The 7,571-nt window shown below is 55.6% G+C and carries 5 protein-coding genes and 1 tRNA gene; 3 read left to right on the top strand and 3 right to left on the bottom strand.

Annotated elements, in window-relative coordinates:
• The first annotated feature begins 25 nt into the window (after positions 1 to 25).
• Positions 26 to 102 (top strand) — tRNA-Met (locus ACR0NT_RS19010).
• Positions 103 to 655: 553 nt separating this feature from the next.
• On the opposite strand, the gene ACR0NT_RS19005 is transcribed toward ACR0NT_RS19010, so the two are convergent.
• The 3 genes from ACR0NT_RS19005 to ACR0NT_RS18995 all read right to left on the bottom strand — a co-directional run bounded on the left by ACR0NT_RS19005 (position 656) and on the right by ACR0NT_RS18995 (position 6,271).
• The gene (locus tag ACR0NT_RS19005; RefSeq protein ID WP_170673728.1) at positions 656 to 1,840 is read right to left on the bottom strand and encodes an aminotransferase class I/II-fold pyridoxal phosphate-dependent enzyme; all 1,185 of its coding nucleotides are present in this window, start codon (positions 1,838 to 1,840) and stop codon (positions 656 to 658) included.
• A gap of 359 nt (positions 1,841 to 2,199) precedes the next feature.
• A complete protein-coding gene (locus ACR0NT_RS19000) occupies positions 2,200 to 5,517 on the bottom strand; it encodes an adenylate/guanylate cyclase domain-containing protein (RefSeq protein ID WP_170673725.1) in 3,318 nt (1,105 codons plus the stop codon).
• 283 nt (positions 5,518 to 5,800) lie between these two features.
• Entirely contained in the window at positions 5,801 to 6,271 is a 471-nt protein-coding gene (locus ACR0NT_RS18995) for a YbaK/EbsC family protein (RefSeq protein WP_170446438.1), read from the bottom strand.
• A gap of 124 nt (positions 6,272 to 6,395) precedes the next feature.
• Between ACR0NT_RS18995 and ACR0NT_RS18990 the strand changes: the two genes are divergently transcribed.
• Both ACR0NT_RS18990 and ACR0NT_RS18985 read left to right on the top strand, forming a co-directional pair.
• Complete coding sequence (locus tag ACR0NT_RS18990) at positions 6,396 to 6,536, top strand: hypothetical protein (RefSeq protein ID WP_170446436.1); 141 nt, start codon at positions 6,396 to 6,398, stop codon at positions 6,534 to 6,536.
• Positions 6,533 to 7,495 carry a formylglycine-generating enzyme family protein gene (locus ACR0NT_RS18985; RefSeq protein WP_170446435.1) on the top strand — a complete coding sequence of 321 codons (963 nt, stop codon included), beginning with the start codon at positions 6,533 to 6,535 and terminating at the stop codon, positions 7,493 to 7,495. Before ACR0NT_RS18990 ends, ACR0NT_RS18985 begins: the two co-directional genes overlap by 4 nt.
• Positions 7,496 to 7,571 lie beyond the last annotated feature (76 nt).

Raw genomic sequence — 7,571 nt, 5'->3', positions numbered from 1 at the left:
GTAAGCGGTAGGTCACATAAAGTGTCGCGGGATGGAGCAGCCCGGTAGCTCGTCAGGCTCATAACCTGAAGGTCGTAGGTTCAAATCCTACTCCCGCAACCAATCTTCTAGGTCAGAAAACAATAGCTTACACGCCGCCTTCGGGCGGTGTTTCTATTTATACAAACACAACTGGAAGCACTGTGGAGTAAGCGTTGCATCTGACCCCGTAGTAGGCGTCTTCCGGCATTGGCACCTAAGGCCTATACCCGCGCAGTTCTGAAGCAGGTCGTTCCCAACCACGGCCTCAAATTGTCGCCAAAGCTCATGAGTGGGCCACCGGGCGCGGTTTCTCTGTCATCGCCCCGTGGAAGCATTGTGGAAGCAACTGGAAGCGGTTCATGGCGTAAGAGGTAGGAACGGGACGTGCCGGTCGTCAATAATAAAACAACGATTCCAATGAGATAGGGTAGAGCAGCGTTTTGTGGCGTAGTTGGTGCAAGTGAGCGTAAGCTATCTCATAACCTGAAGGTCGTAGGTTCAAATCCTACTCCCGCAACCAAACTAAACGGTCGGATATCAAACACTTAGCCTCGCATCACGCGAGGCTTTTTGGTTCTGCGCAACGAAGCTGTCATGCAAACGAGATGCCAATAACTCGATCGGATGCCAGCTCTCATTGCGACATTTGGTTCGCGGTCGCCTGAAATGCGGGCAATGCATTCTCTATCATTTCGTCAGTAGCAGTAAGGCAAATACGAAAATCCGTTGGCCGGTCGAAAACCGTTCCTGGCATCACATAGACACCACGCTTTTGAAGACATTCAGCAAAGGCATCGCTGTCACCGCCCGGGGCCCGACCCCATAGATAAAAGGTGCCTTCTGGCCTTGTCATCCTGTATCCCCATTGGCCAAGAGCACCAAGCATACGCTCACGTCGGCGGGCAAGGGCGGAAATGTCGATTGAGATGTTCTCAAGATCCGGCAGCGCATAGATCAATGGAGCATCCGGGACATTCCAACCATCCGCCATCTGCACGGCAAACCTCAGATTTTGAAGCTCTCTTCGTTCCGCTGCAGGCAAGGTTGGAGAGATTGCAAGATAACCAAGGCGCAGACCGGGTGCGAGAAGAATTTTCCCATAGGAATAGTCGATCAGTGTGTGGGGATAGACAGCCGCCGGTGTCGTAAATCCAATACCGTCAAACCGAATGCGGCGGTAGGGTTCGTCAGACAATATCCAAATTCGATGACCGATCTCAGCCGACTTAACTTCGAGCAGGTCGGCGAGCTTTTGCAGATCAGAACGCGAGTAAATGCGACCTGTCGGGTTGTGGGGCGTATTAACAACCACGATCTTGGTGCGCGGGCTAATGGCGCCGGCAATAGCCTCAAGGTCTAGGTCAAAACTGTCCGGATCCAGAGGCACCTGCACCTCTTTGGCGTCGGCTGCGGCGAGCATCGGCCCGTAGCAGAACCAACCCGGCAGCGGCACGATGCATTCGTCTCCGGGCTCAAGAAGCATGGTGAAACACATCTTGATGGCCCCAAAGGCGCCTTTGGTCAACGCGATGTCTTCCGCCTCGAACGGAAGCCCCAACTCCTTGGACAAGGCGTCTGCCAGAAAGGCGCACGGGTCTGCTTCGTTGGTCTTATACGCGAACCAGTCCACACTCTGAGGTTCGGCATGTGTCTTCAGCGCATCGACGACACTGGGCAAAGGCATTTCGTGCGGATTGCCAAATGTGAAATCTGCGACAGCTGGCGTTTCCTTCACCGCGGCATTGTAGGTTGTAAAGAAGGCTTCGACTTTCCGGATGGAATGCGCAGCACTGTTTGCACGGCGGGCAGTCATGGACATTGAACTCTCCTAACAAGATGTCGGCCCTGTAACCACAGAACGAACACTGTATTGGCGAACAGAATATAGATACCCGATTCACAGCATTTTGCAGCCTTTTTCCCCATTTGACTTGTGCGACTGCAAAGACCGGCCGTGAAACTGTTTGCATATGTGTCTCGCAACCGGCACCCATATCAGTGACCGGCAACGTCTAAGGCGCAGGAAGAACAGGAACCGTTATCCTGACAAACGCGCAAAGTGCAGAGTCAGAAAGCCAAACCGCTCTCGCCCAAACAATGTCCAATCCAAAAACGATAAACCAAACCGTTTGTCTGGTTGCATCCGATCGTTCCAGGCGTCACGCGGGACTTTGAGTTTCACCTCGCTGTTATCTCATCAAGCAAGTCACGGGCAGCGATTACATCTGTCGTATGTTCGCCTCCTGTGATTGTTTTCAAGGCGGTATTTAGTAGGGAAGGGGCGGCAGGCGATGCGAAATTCTTGCATTGCTTAAAGTAGTCTACCGCGGTTCGAAGCTCGAACATCCCTGCTTGCTGTCGCCGTGCAGTTTCCAACGCGTCACGAAACTCCGCTTCGGCAGGCCCGTTTCCGGAAAGCGCCAGCGCGTAGACCCGGTCCGTTTCAGCTTGTGCCCAACCTTCATTCGTCAGGCCTTGGTGTCTGCGTGCTTGGTCCAGCAATTCCAGAGCACCTTCCCTGTCACCTGTTTTAAGGGTGAGTTCGGCAATCAACGTCAGAAAGAACGGCTTGTAGTTCCCTGCGCCACTGGCCCACCAGGCTTCGGCCGCATTTCGCAGCGCCCGGATCGTGGTCTGGTCGGGTGAAACAAACGCATCCACCCAACTGCGCCACAGGACTGCGGTCACGGACATGAACGTGAATGAGTGTTTTGAGGCCAGATCCTCGAGTTGATCCACACACTTGATGACCTGATCGGGTTCGCGGCGCAGAAGATGCAACATGCACAGGTAGGTCAGTGATTGGGCGATGCTATGGGCATGCTCAAGCTCTTGGGCGACCGCAACCGCCTGTTTCTGGACCTCAAGTGCTTTGTCCGGGGCGCCGCGCATCCAAATGGCCAGACTCAGAAAGCACGAGGTGATTGCTGCATGGTCCGATCCATAAATAAAAGCCAGATGCCCATCCCGTTCCCGGTTGTAGAGGCCGAGCGCCTGTTTCAAATGCGCGTAGGCTGGGTTCAGTTCGCCAATGTGAAACAGCACGGCCCCCATCGCGCGGTGGGCCACCATCTGATGCTGCGTTTCACCGGTCGTTCCGGCCAATTTAAGCAGTTGACCGGCGACATCCCGTGCCAGATCGTATTCGGCGCGCACCAGGTGAAACGAATACAAACCGTTCAAAACCGGGAACAAATGCCCGGTTTCCTCGACGCGCTCACACAGGTCGCGAATTCGCTCGTAGACAGAGCCGGTTTCATCGGCGGCTATTCCGGCTGTTGATCGCAGAACACCTGCTCTGAGAACCTGTATCTCGATTTCTTTTCGGTCACGGTCGTTGCTGTGGCTTTGCTTGCGCAACTGTTCGATCGCCAGGGAAAGCTGTGTGTTTGCTTCGATGTTCGCCGAACGTTTGACCGCGCGCTGACCAGCGAGGTAGCGGCAGTCGATTGCCTGCTTGCCCATCCCGGCCATCGTGTAGTGATGCGCCAAGATTTCCGGACTGGCATCCCCGATGTGAGGGGCTTCGTGATCAAGCGACTCGGCGACCCGCGCATGCAGGACACGACGCTCGCTTTTCAACAGGCTGTTGTAGGCGGTATCGCGAATTAGGGCGTGACGATAGCTGAAGGTTTCCAGACCTTCTGTTGCGGCGGTGGTGACAATGCCGGCGTCAACCAGCAGCTCGAGGCTGGACCGCAACGCCTTTTCGCCAAGGTGCGAGACTTCGGCGATCAGCGGATAGGAAAACTGAGGTCCGATGACTGCGCCGATCTGGGCCACTTCCTTGGCCGAACTCAGCCGGTCGAGGCGCGCCATCAACGCATCATGCAATGTGCTGGGAACCGGGCTTGCCTGAGAGGACGTACCAATCGGGTGAGTGTCCCCGCCTTGGGTCAAAGCGCCTGATTCCAAAAGGTCTTTAGTCACTTCTTCCACGTAAAGCGGTACGCCATCTGATCTGGCCGCGATCAATTCATACATCGCGTCCGAGATTGGCTGACCGTGCGCAACCTCATCCACAATACGTTTGACCTGATGGAAATCCAGTTGCCTCAAGACAACTTTCGTGAGGTTGGATTGCAGCGCCCAGCCCGGGTCGAATTCGGGCCTGAATGTCATCACCACCAGCACGGGAAGGTCCCGAATCCGATCCACGATCCGGTCCAGAAGCAATTTGGTTGTCGGATCAACCCAATGCGCATCCTCGAACAACAGCAGCACTGGCTTTTCCATTGCCAGAGCCGCCAGTTTTTCCAACAACATTGTCAGCGTCTGATCCATGATTTGCTGAGGCGTCAGTTCCAATGGCCCCAATTGGTCCTCGAATGAAACCGAGAGAAGGGACGCTGCCAATTTCAATATGCCGTCGGCTGGATCGCCCAGAACCGAGGAAATCTTTGCAAGCTTGGTTTCGTTTGAATCGTCGGGGCGAAATCCTGCGGCGCTCTCGAATTGGCGAATGACAGGGTAAAACGCACTCGCAAAATGATAGGGCGAACACTGGTATCGAATTTGAGTGTGCGACGCCCCCGAACTGTTTTGGCGCAGCTCTTCAACCAGCCGAGATTTGCCAATTCCCGGCTCACCCGACACCAGCACAACCTGCCCCTGACCACCACTGGCCAGCTTCCACTTTTCGTTCAGGGTCCCGTATTCGGCTGCACGGCCAACCAAGGGGTTCAGTAAAACATCGTCCACCGCCATGAAGCGGCTGACCGTTTCCCGCGCGCCGGTTACTTGCCAGGCTTCGACCTCTTTCGCAAAACCCTTGAGCTTGAAGGCGCCGCGCAAAACGTATTCGAAAGCGTCCCCTGCCAACTGATGGGTGCTGGGGGCGATAATCAGCGTGCCAGGGTCCGCCATCGCCTGAAGACGCGCCGCCAGATTTGGTGTTTCGCCCATTGCTGTGCCGTCCTCGAACATCTTTTCGCCGCGCAAATCGCCGACCACAACCAGCCCGGTCGCGATCCCTATTCGGACGTTCAGTTTCGCATGGGTCCGGATGTCCGGGATTTCCTTGATGATCCGCAGACCCGCACGCACCGCACGCTCGGGATCATCTTCGTGGGCATGGGGAAATCCGAAAAAGACCATGATCCCGTCGCCGTAATAGCTTGCGATGTGGCCATCAAAGGCAGCAACAGACGCCGCACATGTTTCCTTGAAAAGCCGCAGAACTTCGGCCAGGTCTTCCGGATCGACACGCTGGGCGATTTCGGTGGACCCGACAAGGTCGATGAACATGACGGTCAGTTGCCGGCGCTCTGCCACAATGGCGGGGCCAGGCGCTGAGTGTTGCGGGCGTCGCTCGTCCTCGGCGCCGGCACGAACAGCTTTCAGGAAACGCCGTCTCGGACCCAGAGGAAGCCCGATCATGACAAGATCCTCGTCGGTCAATTCTGTCAGATCGCCGAGTTCAATTTCGTGCTTTTCAAAGGCTGCTGCGTATTTGGACAATCCGTGATTTTCCAACCAGACCGCGATATCGGACATATTTGATCGTTTCGCTTGCTGTTTCAGCAGAACCGTCGTCTGCACCCCAACAGCGCGCATCCCCCTGTTTACTTGGTCTGTGCAGGACACACCGTGCCGGAGTATCCAGTCCTTTTTGTCAATGAAGTACGTCGATCCGGTTTTGGTCAAGGGGGTCATGGCGCTTTACCGGGCGGGGCCGCCAACAATTCCGTGACCGTTTTGGGCTTGGCGCAAACGCAAACCAACTGGTTAGACCCAACCCGATAGGTCCAATACCTGTCTGCCAGATTTCATTCGATACCTAGTGCATACAGCAGAAGGCCCCGTGCGGAGCGTCTTTCATCAATGTATCGAAATCCTTGCCGCGCATCTCGACCAGTGTCTTGTGGTCACCTGCTTCGAACCAGATCTTGTCCAACCCGGTCAGGCTGTCGTCGACGACGGTCGGCAGATCATAGGCTTCGCCCACAGGCGGCACCGCGCCGAGGGCGCAATCATCGAACAGTCCATCCATTTCAGATTCCGGTGCCAATCCAAGACGGCGGTTCATCATCGATTGCAGGGCGGTCAGGTCAACCCGGTGATTGCTGGGCAGAACCGCAAGCAGAGGTCCTTCCTCCATATGGATCAGAACCGATTTGGCGAGGTGGTCGCCGGGGACATGCGCCGCTTCGGCACATTCGGCAGCGGTTGCGGCATAAGGATGGGGAACGGTGTCAAACGGAAGCCCTTGGGCATCCAGATGATGTTTCAGACGAGTCGCAATGGTCATGTAGCCCTCCGTATCATCGAAGGCGTCCCGGTCGCGAAACGTGTGACGGTGCGCAACTAGGGCGCAAGTGTGTGTGAGCCCATATTGTGCGCCGATTGGCCGGATCGGGCAAGGGGGCGGGACGGTGATCGGCTGGAACGGATCGGACCGTCTTGACAACATGCTGTTTGAAACCCAAGAAAAATCCGAAATGTCGGGAAATCTGTTTATCGACCGCCAGTTCCAGACATCATCAGGTATTTGCGCCAAGGAGTTATTTCCATGAAATACGGTTTTCTGGGCATCTGGTTTCTGTTGTCGGCCATCACGACACCCGCCCAGGCGCAGTACCGGATTGCCGATGGAACACAGGTAAACGATCTGGAGATGTTTCAGGAATGCGATGTCTGCCCTGAAATGATTGTCTTGCCCCTTGGTGAGTTCCAAATGGGTGGTCCTCCGGGTGAATCCAAGCAGAATGTCAAATTTGATGAAGCTGGAAATTGGATACTTGTCACTCCAGATGATCCCTACATAGCGTTTCATGAAGGGCCGGTTCATTCTGTCACGATTGACTTGCCCGTTGCCATGGGCCGCAATGAAGTCACTTATGATGAATGGATGGCCTGCGTGAATGATGGCGGGTGCGGCGGGTACGAACCTGAGGATTTCATTCGGTTACCAAAATCGCAGCGCGCGAAGGTCATTGGGAAACATCCAGTCATCACTGTCTCTAACCTGGACGCGGCTTTGTACACAGATTGGTTGAACAGCAAGGTGGGGGCGGATGTTTATCGCCTGCCAACCGAAGCAGAATGGGAATATGCCGCCCGCGCCGGGACCCAAACTCCTTTTGCCCAGGGCGAAGAGGTGACAACGGATCAGGTGAACTTTCTGGGCAGCGCGACCGAGATCATGTTGGGCGAAGAATTCCCTGACCTTGTCTCACGCGGGAAACCTGTGCCGGTAGATACCCTCGATGCAGCCAATGCATGGGGTCTGCGGCACATGTCCGGCAATGTGGTGGAAAGAACAATATCCTGCTGGACGGACACGTATGAGGGGTGGCAGACCTCCAGCCTCTACTTGGAAAAGGCCCGCGAACCAAACTGCGAAAGACGCGTTACGCGAGGAGGGGCGTACCCGGCGGCCATGGATAGCTCACGTGTTGCCGGACGGGGCAGCGGATTGGAAGACACCCGAACAAGCGTGTCGGGGTTCCGTGTTTTGAGAGACCTGAAGTGAGTGTTCTTGCCCACAAGTGACGGGCACAGAAGTTGCTTTCCCGCACACAGGCCGGAACGATAGAGGTGTGGGCCAG

This window comes from Ruegeria sp. AB10 (assembly GCF_056542745.1).
Note: the sequence above shows the minus strand (reverse complement) of the source record. Positions and strands in the feature narration are given on the sequence as shown.

Bases quoted from the DNA above. Each gene is read 5' to 3' on its own strand.
- ACR0NT_RS19005 (WP_170673728.1), bottom strand. From the start codon at position 1,840: ATGTCCATGACTGCCCGCCGTGCAAACAGTGCTGCGCATTCCATCCGG.
- ACR0NT_RS19000 (WP_170673725.1), bottom strand. From the start codon at position 5,517: ATGTCCGATATCGCGGTCTGGTTGGAAAATCACGGATTGTCCAAATAC.
- ACR0NT_RS18995 (WP_170446438.1), bottom strand. From the start codon at position 6,271: ATGACCATTGCGACTCGTCTGAAACATCATCTGGATGCCCAAGGGCTT.
- ACR0NT_RS18985 (WP_170446435.1), top strand. From the start codon at position 6,533: ATGAAATACGGTTTTCTGGGCATCTGGTTTCTGTTGTCGGCCATCACG.